This is a genomic window from Bradyrhizobium sp. TM233, assembly GCF_036247965.1.
Classification (GTDB): domain Bacteria; phylum Pseudomonadota; class Alphaproteobacteria; order Rhizobiales; family Xanthobacteraceae; genus Bradyrhizobium; species Bradyrhizobium ottawaense.
In genome coordinates, this window is the sequence record NZ_BTIG01000002.1 from 14,854 (window position 1) to 29,723 (window position 14,870).

Consider the following 14,870-nt stretch of genomic DNA (forward strand, 5'->3'; position numbering starts at 1 on the left):
GCGTTATTTCGCGGCCCATTTGTTGAAGCGCTCGGTCAGGCGGTCGATGTTCTCGAGCCAGAAGCCGACGTTGATCTCGACCGCGTTCTTGATGTTGTCGGGCGCGGTGGGCAGGTCCTTCAGGACGGCGGGCGCGAGCTTGCCGGCTGCGTCCTTGTTCGAGGTGCCGTAGGAAATGTTCTCCGACAGCTTCGACTGGTTCTCCGCCTTGCCGGCGAAGTCCAGGAACTTGTAGGCCGCGTCCTTGTTCGGGCTGCCCTTCAGGATGACCCAGCTGTCGAGCGTGAACAGCGCGCCGTCCCACACCATGCCGAAATTCTTCTTCTCGTTCTTGTTCGCGGTGTCGATGCGGCCATTGTAGACCGAGGTCATCACCACCTCGCCCGAGGCGAGCAGTTGCGGCGGCTGGGCGCCGGCCTTCCACCAGACGATGTCGCCCTTGATGGTGTCGAGCTTCTGGAACGCGCGCTCGACGCCCTCGTCGGTCGCCAGCACATGGTAGACGTCCTTTGGCGGGACGCCGTCGGCCATCAGCGCGATCTCCAGCGTGGTCTTCGGGCCCTGGCGCAGGGCGCGCTTGCCCGGAATCTTCTTGGTGTCGAAGAAGTCGGCCCAGCCCTTCGGGGCCTCCTTCAGCTTGTCCTTGTCGTAGCCGAGAACAAAGTCATAGAGGATGGCGCCGACGCCGCAGGGATTGACGGATGGCGGGATATAGGCGGCCTCGCCGCCGATCTTGGCATAATCCAGCTTCTCGAACAGGCCTTCCTCGCAGCCGACCGCGAGCTCGTCGCTCTCGACCTGGACGACGTCCCAGGTGGCGGCGCCGCCCTGCACCTTGGCGCGCAGCACACCGACGCCGCCGTCCCAGGATTCGTCGTTCATGGCAATTCCGGCCGCCTTCTTGAACGGCTCGAAATAGGCCTTCTTCTGGGCATCCTGATACGCGCCGCCCCACGACACGACGGTGAGATCACGCGCCTGCCCGACCGTGGTCAGCGCGGCGCTGGCGGTGAAGGCCGCGGCGAAACCCAGAGCAATCTTGCCAATCTTGCGCTTCAGCATGGTCCTTGTTCCTTCTTCGTGTGCGTTGCGTTGAGTTCGATCGCTGGATCAGACGGGATCGAGGGCGAGGCAGTCCTCGGGGCGAAAGGTGACGAACACGTCTGCACCATGGGTCAGGCTGTCATGCGCGCCCGGCTGAAGCTTGACCATGAACTCGGCATTCCCCGAGACATCGAGCACGGCCAGCGCGTGGTCGCCGAGATAGACGGTGTTCTGCACCTTGGCCGGCAGCCGGTTCGGTCCGTCACTGGAGCTGCCCTCCGGGACGATGGAGATCCGCTCCGGCCGTATCGACAGGGAGGTCGATGCGCCCGCGCCTGATAGATTGACCGCCCGTGCGGTGACGGTGCCGCCGCCAGCCAGCGCGACGCGGCAATAGTCCCTGTCGACCGTCTCGACGGTGCCGGCCAGCACATTGTTCTCGCCGATGAAATGGGCGACGAAGCTGTTCACCGGATGCTCGTACAGCGCGTCGGGCTTGTCGATCTGCTGCACGATGCCGTCGTTGAACACGGCGATGCGGTCCGACATCGTGAGCGCTTCGCTCTGGTCGTGGGTGACGTAGACGACGGTAATGCCCATCGTCTCGTGCAACTGCTTGATCTCCAGCTGCATCTGCTCCCGCAGGCGCTTGTCGAGAGCGCCCAGAGGCTCGTCCATCAGCACGAGTTGCGGATTGAAGACCAGCGCACGGGCCAGTGCCACGCGCTGCTGCTGACCGCCGGACAGCTGCCCGGGCCGCCGGTGCGCCAGGGTCTCCATCTTGATCATGCGTAACGCCGATCCAACGCGCTCCTGCACGTCCGCCTTGTTCGTCTTGCGAACGGATAGCGGGAAGGCAATATTCTCCGCGATCGTCAGGTGCGGGAACAAGGCATAGTTCTGGAACACCATGCCGATGTCGCGCTTGTGCGGCGGCATGTTCTTGATCGGCCGGCCAGCGAGGTAGATCTCGCCCTGGGTCGGAACCTCGAAGCCGGCCAGCATCATCAGCGTGGTCGTCTTGCCCGAGCCCGACGGGCCGAGCAGCGTGATGAACTCGCCCTTCCTGATGTCGAGATCGAGGTTCTTCACCACGAGATGCTCGCCATCATAGGTCTTCTGAATGCCGGAAAAGCGCACCAGTGCCGGCGCAGGCGTGACCATGCCGGCTTCCATGTTGACCTCGCGTTTACCCACTACAGTGCTGTCGGCACCTCATTCGAGGTTGCGAGGAACAGCTTAGCATCCTCCGATCAGAATGCCAGCGGCGCAACCGATGAAGAGGCATCCAGGCGCGGCGAATGAAGGCGAGCTACATCCCCGACAGCTTCGTGACGGAGACATTCAGCGAGCCGCCGGCTTCCGCGACCACGCGCAGCGTCTTGGAATCGAAGGCGATGTCGGCGAGCGTCAGGCTGTCGATTTTGGCGTCGACCTTGACGCCGTCCCCGCTTTTCTGGAAGTCGGCGATGACGCCAGCGATCTTCTCGCGCGCGTTCGCCGCGATCGGCTTCAGGTCGAGCGTGGCCTTCTGCACCAGCGCCTGCTGCATCTGCGGCACCACGGCGCGGGCCGCCGCGCCGAGCAGGCCGAAGGCGGCTTCCGATTCCACCGCGAGCTGGATGTCGGCGAGCCGCAGCGTCTGCTGCGCCTGGTCGAGCACCGGCCGGCCCCAGATGTGCACGGTCGCCTCGGCGCCGAGACCGAGCCAGCTCTTCTTTTCCTTGGCGCGCACCAGAAGCGAGATCAGCAGGCGCTCGCCCGACGGGACCACGTTGACGCTCTTGACGGTGACGTCGACCGGGCCGGAGCCGTCCTCGGGATAGGTGTGGCCGACCATCTGCGCGGCGATCACCTTGTTGATCTCGGTGAAGGGCACGTCGATGGGCACGCCGATGTTCACGCCGGTGCCGCTCGGCGGCACGATCGAGATCTTGTCGGGGAACGGGCAGTCCGGCTTGGTCTGCGTCGACGTCACGCGCGTCTCCGCTTCCAGGCCCATCAGCAGCGTCACGGCCTGGGCATCGACCCGCGGCTGCGCGGCGATGGCCCGGATCGGCTTCATCTCCAGCCAGAGCGGCGGCAGCGCGGCCGAGGCGCCCGAGCCCTGCAGCGGGATCGAGCGGCAGGCCTTGGCCCATTGCTGCTTCGCGTTCTCGCGCAGGGCCGGATCGTTGCGGATGCGCTCGGAGACGATGTTGATCTGCTCGCCGACATTCTTGTCGATCAGCGGCTTCACCTGCGCCGGAACGTTGACCTTGGCGCCGGCGACGTTGAGGTTGGTGTCGCCGAGATTGACCTGGGCGCCGAGATTGGGCTCGAGATGCCAGTTGGCCGCGATCTTCGGGCGCGAGGTGACGATGACGTTTCCCCTGATCTCGGCGCTGGCGTTCAAATTCTTGATGTTGACCGCGCCGATCCGTTTCGCCGCGTCACCGCCGAGCACGCCGCTGAGCGCGTCGCCGAGGGCGCCGGTGGCTTTCGAGGACAGCGAGCCCGTGACGTTCAGCTTGCCGTTGAGCGGCGTCGAGATCGTCAGCACGTCCTTGTCGCCGGCAGCCGCCATCGGTCCGCGCACGGCGGTCCAGCCGATGTCGGCGTTCTCCAGGATCTGCGAGATCGGGTTATCGGCCTTCCCCGCGAAATTGCGCGGCGCGGCCTTCTCGGCCTGGTCGCGGATCGCCGACAGCGCGATGGCGACCGGCGCGATCACGATCGAGCTCTTCGACGCCGGCGGCAGCGGCGGCAATTGCGCCACGGGCGGTGCCGAATTCGTCGCGCGCGGCGACAGCAGATCCATCGCCTTCAAGCTGATGAAGAACGACGCCGCGAGCACCGCGACGGCGATCACAATGGTCTTCAGATTCAACGTCAGTCGCATCGATCCCCCAGGCCGCCCCGGCAGGGATTCTACAGGGCAGGCGAGGAGGGCGCTAGAGCGTACCGGTGGGGTGGAATTGCGGCGAACGGGTTAACGGTTGCGAACGCGCCGTTGCCGCGTGTTCGGATCGTAAATTGCGAAGCTAGCCGCGCCGGGGACGGCGGACCGCTCTCACATTGCCGTTAGCGCCGCCGCCGCAGAAGAAGCGGTCGCCGCCGTCGGACTCCAACCCCGACACCATGGTCCCGGCAGGCAGGTCGAGCTGCTCGAGCACTTTGCCGGTTTCCGGGTCGATCCGCCTGATATCGCTGTCCTCGCCTTCCCAGGTGCCGTGCCAGAGTTCGCCGTCGACCCAGGTCACCCCGGTCACGAAGCGCTTGCTCTCGATGGTGCGAAGGACCTTCCCCGTATCCGGATCGACCTGGTGGATCTTGCGCTCGCGATATTGCCCGACCCACAGCGAGCCTTCGGCCCAGGCCAATCCGGAATCGCCACCGCCGCCCGGAGCTGGAATGCTGGTGAGCACCTTGCCTGAGGCCGCGTCGATCTTCTGGATGCGATCCTCTGCGATCTGGAACAGGTGCCGCCCGTCGAACGCCGTTCCTGCATGGGCTGCGACATCGAGGGAGCGCGCGACCTTGCCGCTCTCCGGATCGACCGCATTCAATTTGTCGCCGGATGCGAACCAGACATGGGTGCCGTCATAGGTGACGCCGTGCACGGCGTCGACGCCGGCAAAAGGTCCGTACTCCCTGACGATCTCGGCGGCTGAACGCTTCATGTGCTCGCTCCCTGTGACGTGCTCCTACCTTACGTCTTCAGGAGCGGTCCCGGGAGTAACAAGCCTGTCGGGAAACCCGGGACGGGCGGCATCATCCAGCGCCGCGCCCGCCCATGTCCGAACGACTGCACCTTGTTCGATCGCGCCAGCTCGTCGAGCGCCCGCTGCACCGTGCGCGCGCTGGTCCCGAGCGCCAGCGCGAGCGCCGAGCTCGACCACGGCTCGCCGTCGGAGAGGAAGGCGAGGACAGCCGCGTGCTTTTCCTCGACGGGCCGCGCCAGCACCAGAACCTGCTGCGTCTTGCGCGGCGTCAGAGCAAAACCCTGCTTCGTCGCGGCCACATCGGCGAGTGGCATGAGCTTGGCGCGGAGCCGGCCGATCTCCACCCGCAGGCGCGCGCGGTGCGATTCATCGACGTGTCTCGCCCGGAACGCCGCTGCCATCAGCGCCTCGCGCGTGACGTCCGCGGGCCAGGCCTGCGCCAGGATGCGGGCGAGCGCGAACAGCACCGGGCGGGTCCCGAGCGATACGATCGTGCCCCGCCTGCGCACCGCATGATGGAAAGTGTCCACGACGAGCGCGTCCGAAGCCGCGAGCTCTTCGACCTGCTCCAGCAGCAACGGACGTTCATCGCCATGCGTGATCAGGCGCGCTGCGGGCGTATCGAGCACGCGGTTCGTGCTCTCGACCTCGGCTGTGAGTCCAGGAATGCCTGCAAGGCTTGCTGCGCGAGCCGCCCGGGCAAGCGCCGCGCGCGCGTCTTTGGTTCGGAGCCGCCGTATTGCGATGCCGGCGATCACGAGCTCGCGGACGACCTGCGGGGCAGGCGGCAGCGGGGAGGGGCCGAGCTCGGCGAGGATACGCTCGGCTTCGTCGAGCCGTCCCACGAGAAGGAGGCGGCGCGCCTCGATGTGGCCGGCATGCGTGGCATTGACGACATCGCCATGCTTTTCGAGCGTCGCCCGTGCCGCCGCGAGCATTTTTTCCGGCCAGTTCAGGTCGCGCGAGACCAGTGCGATCTCGGCTTCGGCGACCACGCATCTGGCACGCGCTACCGCCTCGCGCGGACCGAAAGCGCGCGCGGCGCTGCGCAGCAGCGTCTTCGCCTTTGCGAGGTCGCCGAGCTGGGCCATCGCGATGCCGCGCAGTGCCAGCGACGGCGCGTCATTGCGCAACGCGACGCGATTCAGCGCGCCGAGCGGATCGCCGGCCTCCAGCGCGCGTGCTGCGGCATTGATCAGCGACTCCATGTCAATCCCGCCACACTTGTTACTCCCACCGCGCAACCGCGAGGTGCCAGGATTCGTTGACGGCCGACAAGGTGCGGTGAACGGCGAGCGGTTCCGCGAAACGCAGGCTGATCGCCCTGGCAAGACGTCAAGCAGGAGATCTGGAGAGTCATGATGACATCAGCCCAAGACGAACGGAATATCGGACAGACCGCGATGCAGACACCGCCAGTGGTGTCGCCTCAGGACTGGGAGGCCGCCCGTCAGCAACTGCTCGTGAAGGAAAAGGCGCATACCCGTGCCCGCGACGCGCTGGCCGCCGAGCGCCGGCGCATGCCGTGGATGGAAGTTTCCAAAACCTATGCGTTCGAGGGGCCCGGCGGCAAGGTCAGTCTCGTCGATCTGTTCCAGGGCCGGCGGCAGCTGATCGTCTACCGCGCCTTTTTCGAGCCCGGCGTGTTCGGCTGGCCCGATCACGCCTGCCGCGGCTGCTCCATGGTGGCCGACCAGGTCGCCCATGTCTCGCATCTGAATGCCCGCGACACCACGCTGGTGTTCGCCTCGCGCGCGCCGCAGGCCGACATCATCAGGCTGAAGAAGCGGATGGGCTGGACCATGCCGTGGGTCACGATCACCGACAGCTTCGACGCCGATTTCGGCGTCGACGAATGGCATGGCACCAACGTGTTCTACCATGACGGGACGCGCATCTTTCGCACCTATTTCGTCAAGAGCCGCGGCGACGAGCAGATGGGCGGCACCTGGAACTATCTCGATATCACCCCGCTCGGCCGCCAGGAGGTCTGGGAGGATTCGCCGAAGGGCTATCCGCAGACGCCGACCTACAAATGGTGGAATTGGCACGACAGCTACACCGAAGGCGCGGCGCCCGACCAGAAGTGGGTCGAGATCTCCGACGCAGGCGAGAAGGCCTTTCGCGACGAGGCCGCGGGCGAACGGAAATGACCGCGGCCTGTCCGGCCAGCGCGGCGTCCGACGCCAGCCGCGACGGCGTCGCGGCCGCACGCCACCTCGCCAGATGGCTTGGTCTGGCGGCCACGCCGACCTTCGCGATCATGGCGCTGCTGACGGCCGTGCTCGGCGAGGGCCCCGCGGACATGCTCTGCGTCGCCGCGCACGGCTCAAGGCTCGGCGGGATGGTGCCGATGTATCTGCTGATGAGCGCGTTTCATTCAGCGGCGTGGCTGAGGCTGATCGCGGAGCGGCGGTGAGGGGGCGGGTAACGGCACCAACCAGGAGCGGCGCCGGCATCACCGGGGCCGCGTCGCACCGCTTCCGTCGAAGAACAAGGCCATCATGACCTCATCGTAATATCGGCCGTCCTGCTTCAGCGCATTCACGCCGCGGCCGTATTCGACGAAGCCGGCCGCCGTGTAGAGCCGCAATGCGGGCAAGTTCTCGCTGACGACGACGAGTTGAAGCTGCTCGACGCGGCTTGCAGCGTGCGCTGCGACGGCGTCGACGAGCAGGCGTCCCGTGCCGGTCTTTCGCGCCTGCGGCCGCACATACATGCCCCAGAGAACCGCCTTGTGCGCAGTCTTCGCGCCGTCCTCCCGCCGGAAGCCGGCAGTGCCGACGAGCTCGCCTGCGACGAACGCGCCGAACACATCCGAGATCGCGAGGCGCTCCTCGAACCAGGCGAGGGGCTTCTCCCGCTCGCGTTCGAACGTGCTGGTAAAAGCCTCGGGATGGGTCGCGAGCGCTTCCAGCCGGATCGTGCGGTAGAGCGCGGCATCGGCCGGTGTGAGCAGTCTGATCATGGCGATGAGAGGTGTGCCAGCGGCAGAGGGGCGCCCGCCTTCAGCGTCTGGATTGCGATGCTGCTGCGAACCTCCTGCACGATGGGAAGGTTGAGCAGCTTGTCGACGAGAAAGCGCTGATAGTCCTCGAGCTCGGGCACGACGATTTCGAGCAGGTAGTCGGCCTCTCCGGCGACAAGGTGGCAGGCGACGACCTCTGGCATGGCGACCACCGTCCGCTCGAAGCTCAGCGCCTGGTCGTTGGCGTGGCCGTTGATCTTGACGCCGAGGAAGGCCGAGAAGCCGAGCCCAAGACGGCCGCGCCGCAACGAGGCACGGTAGCCGTCGATATAGCCATCCTGCTCCAGCCGTCGCACGCGCCGCAGGCAGGGCGAGGGCGACAGGCCGACCCGGTCCGCCAATTCGATATTGCTCAATCGTGCGTTGGCCTGGAGTTCGGTGACGATGCGCCGGTCGATCGCATCCAGTTCGCATTTTGGCATGAACCGCATCCCGCTGGATCAAAAAGGGCGCAATGTTGCGCCGGAGCCGTCGAGACTAGCCCAGTTCGCAAGGACATGCCTCGGCTTTCCGTGAGATGGATCGCGCCGACCTCGCTGCTGATGGAGTGAACCATGACCGAAAGCCCGACCCTCGCGCCCCTGCTGGAGGCCGTCGAGCGTTACTTCACGCTGATGTACGACAACGACGTTTCGCAGTTCGACCGCGTCTTTGCGGTGACTGCGCAGCTCCACGGATTTCGCGACGGCGAATTGCGGATATTGCCGGTTCGCGACTACAGGGCGCTGCTGGCGTCGACCCCGTCGCCCAAGTCCAAGGACGCCCCTCGGCTTCGGGAGATATTGCTGATCGATATGGCGTCACCGGCGCAAGCGCTGGTGAAGGTTCGGGTTCGGATCGATCTGCTCCAGTACGTCGACTATCTCGCGTACCACCGCATCAATGACACCTGGCTGATCACGGCGAAATCGTTCCAAGTCGAGCGACGGCATGAGCCGGCGGGCACATAGCGCTTGCGGCAATTCCTATTGGCTGCCGGTCGATTGCAGATACGCCGCCACCTTGGCGGCCTCTTCGGCTGAGACGCCGCCATAGGGCTGCATCTTGTTGCCGGATACGACCTCGTCCGGCTTGACCATGAAGCGCGTGAGCTTGTCCTGGTCCCAGACGAAGCCGGCCTCTTTCATCGAGGACGAGTAGTTGTAGTCCGGCAGCGAGCCGGCCTTGCGGCCGACGATCCTGTTGAGATTGGGACCGAGGCGATTGTCGCCTTCCTTCACGGAATGGCAGGTGCGGCAGGAATTGTTGAAGGCCTGCTGAGCTGCCGCGTCGCTTGCTGGCTGCTGCGCGAGCGAGGAGGGTACGGACACGAGCAGCGTTAACGCTCCGGCACCGGCGACTGGGCGCAGCCACTGACACGGCGAGCATTGCAGGCGTGGTTGCATTTGCGCCTCCATCGGGGACCCGCGCCGCAGCAAGCGCGCGTCGACATGTCGGGGGCAAACGAAAGCGGCCCCGGGGATGTTCCGGGGCCGTTTGCGTCACAATGTCCTGTGGGTTCAGCGCGTCGCGGTTCCGAGCTCCGCGCGCCGTTCCGTCATCGGCAGCACAATCACCTTGGTGCCGACGTTGACGCGGGAATAGAGGTCGGAAACGTCGTCATTGGTCAGGCGGATGCAGCCGGAGGAGACGCGCTTGCCGATGGTGTCGGGGGCGTTGGTGCCGTGGATGCGGTAGATGGTGCCGCCGAGATACATGGCGCGGGCGCCAAGCGGGTTGCCGGGGCCGCCGGCCATGTGGCGCGGCAGATAGGGTTGGCGGGCGATCATTTCCGGGGGCGGGGTCCAGGCCGGCCACTCGGCCTTTCTGGTTACGGACTGCGTGCCCGACCAGGTGAAGCCGTCGCGGCCGACGCCGATGCCGTAGCGCAGCGCCTGGCCGCCTCCGAGCACGTAATAGAGATAGGTGTTGGGCGTATCGATGATGATGGTGCCCGGCGCCTCACGCGTCGCGTAGGAGACGGTCTGGCGGCGGAAGCGCGCCGGCATCTCCACGGCGTCCTGATCTTCGGGCGGCTCGGTCTGATAGGTCGGCGCCTGGTAGGGCTGATAGGGCTGGATCGGCTGCGGCGCGGCGAACGGCGGCAGCGGCTGGAAGAAGGGGAAGAGCTGCACCGGCGTGGCCTTGGCGCTACCCGCGAATGCGATTGCGGAGACCGCGACTGCACTGAGCGCAACGGCGCGCGAAAACGTCTTGAACGTGTCCAGATTGAACATGTGATCGCCCCTGTTTGCTCGGTGGTCTCGGCCACCGCGGCACCGTCGCGGTGCTCTGTTGCACAGATCACTAGCGGCAAAACGTTTCGGGACATTTGCGCGGAAAACCGAAAACGGTTTCACGGCGGCAAGGATTGTTTCATGACAGTTTCGTGGCCGCAGGCGCTCGTTAACGAACAAAACGGTGGGCCGACACTTCTGTGACGTCACACGCCTGAAATATCCTTCGTTGATGGTCGGAAACCGAGAATCATCAAACTCTCGGGATTTCCCCATGCGGGTATTAATCGCGACTGACGCCTGGCATCCCCAGGTTAACGGTGTGGTCCGCACCCTGACCTCGCTGGCGAATGCCGCCAAGGCCCTCGACGTCGAGATCGATTTCCTGACGCCAGACGGCTTTCCGTCCTGGCCGCTGCCGACCTATCCGGGGCTGCGCATCGCGCTGCCGAGCGGAAAGGAGATCGCGCGACGGATCGATAAGGCCGCGCCGGACGCGCTCCACATCGCGACCGAAGGTCCGATCGGCTGGGCGGCGCGCGCCTATTGCCGCCGCAACCGGCTTGCCTTCACAACGTCCTACACGACGCGCTTTCCCGAATACGTCTCGGTGCGGACCGGGATCCCCGCCGCCGTCGGTTATGCCGTGCTGCGCCACTTCCATGATGCCGCCGCGATGACGATGGTGGCGACGCCCTCGCTGCGGCAGGAGCTCTCCGAACGCGGCTTCAAGCGGCTCGGCTTCTGGACGCGCGGCGTCAACACCGAGCTGTTTCATCCCGACTCTCCGGCACGGCTCGATCTGCCGGGGCCGATCTTCATGACCATGGGCCGGGTCGCGGTGGAGAAGAATCTCGAAGCGTTTCTCTCGCTCGATCTGCCGGGCACCAAGGTGGTCGTGGGCGACGGCCCGCAGAAGGCGGCGCTCCAGAAGAAATATCCGGAGGTGGTGTTCCTCGGCGAGAAGAAGGGCGCGGATCTCACTGCGCATCTCGCCGCCGCCGACGTGTTCGTGTTTCCGAGCCTGACCGATACGTTTGGCGTGGTGCAGCTGGAGGCGCTGGCCTCCGGCACGCCGGTTGCGGCGTTTCCCGTGACGGGTCCCAAGGACGTGATCGCCGATCATCCGATCGGCGCGATCGACCACGATTTGCGTACCGCGTGCCTGCGCGCGCTCACCATGTCGCGCGAGACCTGCCGTAACTTCGCGCTGGAGCGTTCCTGGGAAAACAGCGCGCGCCAGTTCGTCGGCAATCTCACCTCACTTCAGCCCAGCCGCGTCCTGCGCGCCTCGCCTCGCATGGCGCGGCGGCCGGTGCGCGGTTGATCCCAACGTCTGACCACAGCGAGAACCTCATCGATGGCTAAGATCATGAACCTTGACGGCACCCAGCAGCTCGATCTCACCCGTGGCACGGTCGAGCAGGCCTATGACCGCTGGGCGCCCGTCTACGATCTCGTGTTCGGCGGTGTGTTCGCCAAGGGCCGGCAGGCGGCGATCGCGGCCACCAATAAGATCGGCGGCCGCGTGCTCGAGGTCGGCGTCGGCACCGGCATCTCGCTGCCGCTCTATGCACCGAACCTGCGCATCTTCGGCACCGACATCTCGGAAGCGATGCTCGACAAGGCGCGCCAGCGCGTCACCGAAGGTAACCTGAAGAACGTCGAAGGCCTCGCGGTGATGGACGCCGAGAAGCTCGAATTCCCCGACAATTCCTTCGACGTCGTGATGGCGCAATATGTCGTCACCGCCGTGCCGAACCCCGAGAAGGCGCTCGACGAATTCGCGCGCGTGCTGCGGCCCGGCGGCGAGCTGATCATCCTCACCCGCGTCAGCGCCGATGCCGGCATGCGCCGCTTCATCGAGCAGAAGCTGCAGCCGGTGGTGCGTCCGCTCGGCTTCCGCACCGCCGAGTTCGCCTGGTCGCGCTATGCGAAGTGGCTGGCCGGCGCCCACGGCATCGAGCTCGCCGAGCGCCGCCTGATTCCGCCGCTCGGCCATTTCTCACTGGTGCGCTTCCGCAAGGTCGACGTCGCGAAGGCGGCGTGAGCTGAAGCTCACGCGTCGCGTGCGTCATCGCGCCGCTGCACATCGTCACATGACAAAATGATGATGTCACACGGCCTACATCGAATCCCTGTAATCCCATACCCGAAAGCATTTTGGGGGAGAGCATGATCAAGAATTATCTCGAGCAGCTGCGGATCCAGCGCTGGGACGACCATCGCTACTATCACCACAGCCGCATCAATCAGAGCCTGCACTTCATCAGCGCGCTGAGCTTTCTCTTTGCCTATGTCTGGCTGTTCATCGATCCCGTGGTCTCCGCGCTGGTCGGCTGGCTGGTCTCGATGACCTCGCGCCAGGCCGGTCACTTCTTCTTCGAGCCGCACGGCTACGACCACATCAATCAGGCCACCCACGAGCACAAGGAAGAGATCAAGGTCGGCTACAACCTTCAGCGCAAGGTGGTGCTGATGACGATCTGGGCGGCCTCGCCGCTGGTGCTGTTCGCCGATCCGACGCTGTTCGGCCTGTTCACGCCCTGGGCGAGCGCGACCGACTTCATGCGGCAGGTCGCCAAGATCTGGCTCGTGGTCGGCGGCGGCGGTCTGTTGTTCCGCACCGTGCACCTGTTCTTCATTCGCGACGTCGAAACCGGCCTCGTCTGGATGACCAAGATCCTGACCGATCCCTTCCACGATCTGATGCTCTATCGCAGCGCGCCGCTCGCCCTGATGCGCGGCGAGCTGATGGACCCCGGTCTGCACCTCAACCCCGAGCACACGCTGGGCCTCATCGGCGAGCCCACGCTCGAAGAGCAGCACGCCTGAGCGCGCTGGTCTCACTGAGTACTCCGATGTCTGATGGTTACGTCATGCCCGGGCTTGTCCCGGGCATCCACGTCTTGGGGGCTCTTTCGCCTCTCCCCGCGTGCGGTCGGACAATCGCATATGGTGCACACAACGCAGCGGCATCGGCGGTGGGCTCCCTCTCCCGCTTGCGGGGGAGGGCTGGGGTGGGGGTGTCTCCGCGTCGGGATTGTCGGGGATTACTGAGGATGTCCCTGTGCGGCAAGAACCCTCACCCGCCGCGCGCGAGACGATGCTTTCGCATCGCCCGGGGCGCGTCGGCCTCTCCCGCAAGCGGGAGAGGCGGAGCAAGCCCGCGCAGTGTGGCTTCAGCGCCCGAAGCGCTTGGCCAGCATCTCTTTCAAAATCTGCCGCTTGATGTTCTTGTTGGTGAGCACGCCGTCGTGCCACCAGAAGCCGTCCGCCTTCATCTTCTGCGCCGCGCGGACGAAACGCTCGGCGACTTCGCCGAAGTCGGCGTCGGTGTAGTTGAGGCTGAAGATCAGCCGGCCGGTGCCGACCCAGCTGAGCGCCAAGCCCTCGGCGCGCAGATAATATTGCAGCATCCAGTTGTAGCGGGACGGGGTGGTGTATTTCACCGTCCAGATCGACGAGAAGTTTGCGAACCGTACCGGCAGGCCGGCGTCGGTCATCATCTGGTTGAGTTTTTGCGCGCGGCCGTTCCAGGTCGCATCCAGCCCGTCATAGATGGCGCGGAAATTCGGGGAGGCGAGGCGGCTCAAAAACTCGTCCATCGCCGTCATGACGTACGGATGCGAATTGAAGGTGCCGCGGGCGAAGCAGATGTCGGCGGGGCGGTCGTCGTTGAAGCGGCGCATCAATTCCTTCTTGCCGCAGACCACGCCGACCGGCAGGCCGCCGGCGAGGCTCTTGCCGTAGGTCACCATGTCGGCCTTGACGCCGAAATATTCCTGGGCGCCGCCGGCGGCGAGACGGAAGCCGACGAAGACTTCGTCGAAGATGAGCACGATGCCGCGCTCGGTGCAGACCTCGCGCAGCCTCGCGAGCCATTCGGTGTAGGCCGCGCGGTCAAAATGGCCGCCGCGGGAGCTGTCGACCAGCGAGGAATCGCCGGGCGCGTTGCCGTTCGGATGCAGCCCCTGCAGCGGGTTGACCAGCACGCAGGCGATGTCCTTGCGCGTGCGCAGCACGTGCAGCGTCTTCTCCGACATCTCGGCGAGGGTGTAGGTCTCGTGCGCGGCAATGGGGTTGCCGACGCCGGGCTGCACGTCGCCCCACCAGCCGTGATAGGCGCCGGCGAAGCGAACCAGATGCGTGCGCCTGGTGTGGTAGCGCGCCAGCCGCACCGCCTGCATCACGGCCTCGGTGCCGGACATGTGGAACGAGACTTCGTCGAGGCCGGAGATCTGGCACAGACGCTGCACGTTCTCGAGGATGACGGGATGGTAGGGGCCGAGCACGGGACCGAGCGCATGCGCGCGCTTCTCGGCGCCCTCGATGCACTCCTTGTAGAAGTCGTTGCCGAAGATGTTGACGCCGTAGGAGCCCGTGAGGTCGTAGGAGGTGTTGCCGTCGACGTCCGTGACGGTGACGCCGCGCGAGGACTCCATGAAGGTCGAGGTGCCCAGATGCTCGCGGACGAGACGCGAGAACTGGAACGGCACGCGGTAGCTCTCGGTGAAGTTCAGGTCGGAGATCGTTTCCGCCGCTTCCTTCGTCATCGCGCGACCCCTGGGGTAGCGCTCGGCGTAAAGCTTGGCGAGGCGGAAGAAGGCGTCCTTACGCTGCGCCACCACGCTATCAGGCGCGCCGTCGCAGCCGAAATATTTGTCGCCCTCGAATTCGTAGAACGGGAGCAGCTTTGCAACCCGGCGCGACATCTTGGAGTGCCCGGCGAGCGAGCGGTGCTTGGCGCGGGACAGTTCGACCCGCGCCTTGATCTTCGGGAGGACGGCGGCAGCGGACGCTGCGGCGGCCACGGACATCGAGAGAATCGGGAGTGTCGTTTCCATGACAACAAGCGCTAATACTGTGAGCTGACAG

At 65.6% G+C, this 14,870-nt stretch carries 16 protein-coding genes; 6 read left to right on the forward strand and 10 right to left on the reverse strand.

Annotated elements, in window-relative coordinates; translation table 11 throughout:
* Positions 1-3 precede the first annotated feature (3 nt).
* From AABA86_RS06000 to AABA86_RS06020, 5 genes are all read right to left on the reverse strand, one after another.
* On the reverse strand, positions 4-1,062 hold the full coding sequence (locus tag AABA86_RS06000) for an ABC transporter substrate-binding protein (RefSeq protein ID WP_212250040.1): 1,059 nt from the start codon (positions 1,060-1,062) through the stop codon (positions 4-6).
* A 48-nt stretch (positions 1,063-1,110) separates the two neighbouring features.
* On the reverse strand, positions 1,111-2,220 hold the full coding sequence (locus AABA86_RS06005; protein WP_338306166.1) for an ABC transporter ATP-binding protein: 1,110 nt from the start codon (positions 2,218-2,220) through the stop codon (positions 1,111-1,113).
* A gap of 136 nt (positions 2,221-2,356) precedes the next feature.
* Positions 2,357-3,925 (reverse strand): DUF4403 family protein, encoded by a 1,569-nt coding sequence (locus AABA86_RS06010; RefSeq protein ID WP_338306167.1) that lies wholly within the window; start codon positions 3,923-3,925, stop codon positions 2,357-2,359.
* Positions 3,926-4,067: 142 nt separating this feature from the next.
* Positions 4,068-4,706 (reverse strand): Vgb family protein, encoded by a 639-nt coding sequence (locus AABA86_RS06015; RefSeq protein ID WP_338306168.1) that lies wholly within the window; start codon positions 4,704-4,706, stop codon positions 4,068-4,070.
* A 29-nt stretch (positions 4,707-4,735) separates the two neighbouring features.
* Positions 4,736-5,956 (reverse strand): helix-turn-helix domain-containing protein, encoded by a 1,221-nt coding sequence (locus AABA86_RS06020; protein WP_338306169.1) that lies wholly within the window; start codon positions 5,954-5,956, stop codon positions 4,736-4,738.
* Positions 5,957-6,106: 150 nt separating this feature from the next.
* Here AABA86_RS06020 and AABA86_RS06025 point away from each other — a divergent pair, with 150 nt between their 5' ends.
* Together AABA86_RS06025 and AABA86_RS06030 are read left to right on the forward strand one after the other, a co-directional pair.
* Complete coding sequence (locus AABA86_RS06025; protein ID WP_338306170.1) at positions 6,107-6,901, forward strand: DUF899 domain-containing protein; 795 nt, start codon at positions 6,107-6,109, stop codon at positions 6,899-6,901.
* Complete coding sequence (locus AABA86_RS06030; protein ID WP_212250022.1) at positions 6,898-7,167, forward strand: hypothetical protein; 270 nt, start codon at positions 6,898-6,900, stop codon at positions 7,165-7,167. Before AABA86_RS06025 ends, AABA86_RS06030 begins: the two co-directional genes overlap by 4 nt.
* A 39-nt stretch (positions 7,168-7,206) precedes the next feature.
* Here AABA86_RS06030 and AABA86_RS06035 read toward each other — a convergent pair whose 3' ends face one another.
* Positions 7,207-7,716: a GNAT family N-acetyltransferase gene (locus tag AABA86_RS06035; RefSeq protein ID WP_212250020.1), complete on the reverse strand. Its 510-nt coding sequence runs from the start codon at positions 7,714-7,716 to the stop codon at positions 7,207-7,209.
* Complete coding sequence (locus AABA86_RS06040; protein WP_212250018.1) at positions 7,713-8,198, reverse strand: Lrp/AsnC family transcriptional regulator; 486 nt, start codon at positions 8,196-8,198, stop codon at positions 7,713-7,715. The genes AABA86_RS06035 and AABA86_RS06040 overlap by 4 nt, the downstream gene beginning before the upstream one ends.
* 132 nt (positions 8,199-8,330) lie before the next feature.
* On the opposite strand from AABA86_RS06040, the gene AABA86_RS06045 reads away from it, so the two are divergent.
* Positions 8,331-8,726 (forward strand): nuclear transport factor 2 family protein, encoded by a 396-nt coding sequence (locus AABA86_RS06045; protein WP_212250016.1) that lies wholly within the window; start codon positions 8,331-8,333, stop codon positions 8,724-8,726.
* A 15-nt stretch (positions 8,727-8,741) separates the two neighbouring features.
* Here AABA86_RS06045 and AABA86_RS06050 read toward each other — a convergent pair whose 3' ends face one another.
* On the reverse strand, positions 8,742-9,161 hold the full coding sequence (locus AABA86_RS06050; protein WP_445083449.1) for a c-type cytochrome: 420 nt from the start codon (positions 9,159-9,161) through the stop codon (positions 8,742-8,744).
* A 114-nt stretch (positions 9,162-9,275) separates the two neighbouring features.
* Positions 9,276-9,992: a L,D-transpeptidase gene (locus tag AABA86_RS06055; RefSeq protein WP_338306172.1), complete on the reverse strand. Its 717-nt coding sequence runs from the start codon at positions 9,990-9,992 to the stop codon at positions 9,276-9,278.
* A gap of 274 nt (positions 9,993-10,266) precedes the next feature.
* Here AABA86_RS06055 and AABA86_RS06060 point away from each other — a divergent pair, with 274 nt between their 5' ends.
* From AABA86_RS06060 to AABA86_RS06070, 3 genes are all read left to right on the forward strand, one after another.
* Entirely contained in the window at positions 10,267-11,319 is a 1,053-nt protein-coding gene (locus tag AABA86_RS06060) for a glycosyltransferase family 4 protein (RefSeq protein ID WP_338306173.1), read from the forward strand.
* A gap of 33 nt (positions 11,320-11,352) precedes the next feature.
* On the forward strand, positions 11,353-12,042 hold the full coding sequence (locus AABA86_RS06065) for a class I SAM-dependent methyltransferase (protein ID WP_212250011.1): 690 nt from the start codon (positions 11,353-11,355) through the stop codon (positions 12,040-12,042).
* A 125-nt stretch (positions 12,043-12,167) separates the two neighbouring features.
* A complete protein-coding gene (locus tag AABA86_RS06070) occupies positions 12,168-12,827 on the forward strand; it encodes a hypothetical protein (protein WP_212250009.1) in 660 nt (219 codons plus the stop codon).
* 347 nt (positions 12,828-13,174) lie between these two features.
* Here the strand turns inward: AABA86_RS06070 and AABA86_RS06075 are convergent, their stop codons facing one another.
* The gene (locus tag AABA86_RS06075) at positions 13,175-14,839 is read right to left on the reverse strand and encodes an aminotransferase class III-fold pyridoxal phosphate-dependent enzyme (protein ID WP_338306174.1); all 1,665 of its coding nucleotides are present in this window, start codon (positions 14,837-14,839) and stop codon (positions 13,175-13,177) included.
* Between the last annotated feature and the right edge of the window lie 31 nt (positions 14,840-14,870).

Coding starts and splice junctions, on each gene's coding strand:
- AABA86_RS06000 (WP_212250040.1), bottom strand. CDS start 1,062: ATGCTGAAGCGCAAGATTGGCAAGATTGCTCTGGGTTTCGCCGCGGCC.
- AABA86_RS06005 (WP_338306166.1), bottom strand. CDS start 2,220: ATGGAAGCCGGCATGGTCACGCCTGCGCCGGCACTGGTGCGCTTTTCC.
- AABA86_RS06010 (WP_338306167.1), bottom strand. CDS start 3,925: ATGCGACTGACGTTGAATCTGAAGACCATTGTGATCGCCGTCGCGGTG.
- AABA86_RS06015 (WP_338306168.1), bottom strand. CDS start 4,706: ATGAAGCGTTCAGCCGCCGAGATCGTCAGGGAGTACGGACCTTTTGCC.
- AABA86_RS06020 (WP_338306169.1), bottom strand. CDS start 5,956: ATGGAGTCGCTGATCAATGCCGCAGCACGCGCGCTGGAGGCCGGCGAT.
- AABA86_RS06025 (WP_338306170.1), top strand. CDS start 6,107: ATGATGACATCAGCCCAAGACGAACGGAATATCGGACAGACCGCGATG.
- AABA86_RS06030 (WP_212250022.1), top strand. CDS start 6,898: ATGACCGCGGCCTGTCCGGCCAGCGCGGCGTCCGACGCCAGCCGCGAC.
- AABA86_RS06035 (WP_212250020.1), bottom strand. CDS start 7,716: ATGATCAGACTGCTCACACCGGCCGATGCCGCGCTCTACCGCACGATC.
- AABA86_RS06040 (WP_212250018.1), bottom strand. CDS start 8,198: ATGCCAAAATGCGAACTGGATGCGATCGACCGGCGCATCGTCACCGAA.
- AABA86_RS06045 (WP_212250016.1), top strand. CDS start 8,331: ATGACCGAAAGCCCGACCCTCGCGCCCCTGCTGGAGGCCGTCGAGCGT.
- AABA86_RS06050 (WP_445083449.1), bottom strand. CDS start 9,161: ATGCAACCACGCCTGCAATGCTCGCCGTGTCAGTGGCTGCGCCCAGTC.
- AABA86_RS06055 (WP_338306172.1), bottom strand. CDS start 9,992: ATGTTCAATCTGGACACGTTCAAGACGTTTTCGCGCGCCGTTGCGCTC.
- AABA86_RS06060 (WP_338306173.1), top strand. CDS start 10,267: ATGCGGGTATTAATCGCGACTGACGCCTGGCATCCCCAGGTTAACGGT.
- AABA86_RS06065 (WP_212250011.1), top strand. CDS start 11,353: ATGGCTAAGATCATGAACCTTGACGGCACCCAGCAGCTCGATCTCACC.
- AABA86_RS06070 (WP_212250009.1), top strand. CDS start 12,168: ATGATCAAGAATTATCTCGAGCAGCTGCGGATCCAGCGCTGGGACGAC.
- AABA86_RS06075 (WP_338306174.1), bottom strand. CDS start 14,839: ATGGAAACGACACTCCCGATTCTCTCGATGTCCGTGGCCGCCGCAGCG.